Genomic DNA, 1774 nt, shown 5'->3' with positions numbered 1-1774 from the left:
GGTACATCGCGATGTCACCGTTCTTCATCAGCGCGGTGGCGCCGGAGGCATCCTCCGGGAACAGCGTGATGCCGATCGAGGTGCCCAGGAATACCTGGCGTTCCTGCACGACGATCGGGCGACCCAGCTCCGCGACCAGTTTCTCCGCCAGGCGGGTCGCGCTGCCGCGCACGTCGCCGTCCTGGATCAGGATCACGAATTCGTCGCCACCGAAGCGCGCGAGCAGCGCATCGTCGCCGCCCATCAGTTCGACCGCGTCGCGGATGCGGTGCGCGAACTGCTGCAGGACCTCGTCGCCGGCCTCGTGGCCCAGCGTGTCGTTGACGCGCTTGAAGTCGTCGATGTCGGCGAACAGCAGCGCCAGCTGGCGGCCGGCGCCGCGCAACATCATCAAGCGATGGTCCAGGCTTTCACGGAACGCCAGCCGGTTGGTCAGACCGGTCAGCGAATCGGTGTAGGCCATGCGTCGCACGTCGCGGTCGTGCCGCGCGATGCTGTCGCTCATCGTGCCGAACGCACGGACGAGCTCGCCCACTTCGTCCTGGCGTTCGCTGGCCATGCGCTCGCCGTTGTAGTTGCCTACTTCGATGTCGTGCGCCGCGCGCGCCAGCTCGCGAATCGGCCTGACCAGCGTGCGCTGCGCGTACACCATGATGGTCACGCACACCGCCACCAGCGCGGCGAGCAACAACGCGATCCAGCCCAGGTGGCGCGCGCCGAGTTCGTTGAGGCGCTCGCGCGCGGCAGTGATCGCCTTTTCTTCGTACGCACGCACRGAGGCCACCGAATAGCCCACGCGCACGCCGCCGATGCGCTCGCTGCCGATCATGATCGGTTCGGACACGTCCACGATCTGCGCCGACCACTGCGTGTGCATGCTGCGCGCATTCACCGCTTCGTAGGCCAGCGGATCGGTCATGGTCTGCCCGTACACCGCGATGTCGGCGGTACCGTCGTGGATGATCCGGCCCTGGTTGTCGTAGACCAGCACGTAGCTGACGTCAGGCTCCTTCTGGGCGGAACGGACGATGCTGCCGATGGTGTCCAGGTCGAAGTAGTACAGCGGATTGGCCAGCGCATCGCCCAACTGGTCGACGGTGGCCTCGCCGTGGCGGCGCAGGCTGTCTTCGACCATGCCGTGCATCGCTTCGCGGCCGAGGTCCGCGACTTCCTGCTGCATCACCTTCTGGCGGTGCAGCAGCGTACCGAGCAGCGCGATCACCACCACCAGCATCAGGGCCATCGCGGCGAGGAAGCGCGCCTGCAGGCCGAATTTCAATGGCTTCATTCGACCTGCTCCCGGACGCGGGTCACGCCACGGCGCAGGTCGTCGAGCGCCTGCTGCGATGCAGGATCGACCGGCAGGAAGCGGGTGGTGCGGAAGAAGACGTTCAGCGCGTCGCGCGCAGCGGGATCGCTGGCCGCCTCCAGCAGCACCTCGCGCAGTCGCGCCTCCACCCGGGGGTCCAGGTCGCCACGCACCATCTCGAGCGCGCGCGGGAAATCCTGCGTCTCGTGGATCACGCGGAAGTCGCGGCGGAATGCCGGCGGCATGCGTCGCACATCGTCCCAGTCCAGGTTGCTGACCACGCCGGCATCGACCAGGCGCTTGTGCACCCAGGCCGCGATGTTGAGCTCGGAGCGGGCGAACACATAACCGACCGAGTCGGCCGAGGGCCGGTCCATCGGCGAGAGCAGGATCTCCATCCGCTGCCCCGCATCCAGCAAGGCGACCGATGGCGCGAAGTAGGCACTGGTCGATGCGGTGTTCTGG

Annotated in this window: 2 protein-coding genes; both read right to left on the bottom strand. The window is 67.5% G+C overall.

Annotation, left to right across the window (positions count from 1 at the left end; genetic code table 11):
* Positions 1–1288: diguanylate cyclase domain-containing protein (locus tag AC04L7_RS17985; protein ID WP_475513607.1), on the bottom strand; the 1288-nt coding region annotated here is incomplete at its 3' end.
* Positions 1285–1774: phosphate/phosphite/phosphonate ABC transporter substrate-binding protein (locus AC04L7_RS17980; protein WP_475513606.1), on the bottom strand; the 490-nt coding region annotated here is incomplete at its 5' end. The genes AC04L7_RS17985 and AC04L7_RS17980, both read right to left, overlap by 4 nt.

The sequence above is a fragment of the Pseudoxanthomonas sp. LjRoot204_2 genome (assembly GCF_056175765.1).
The sequence above is the reverse complement of the archived record's forward strand: the minus strand, read 5'-3'. Positions and strand labels throughout refer to the sequence as shown.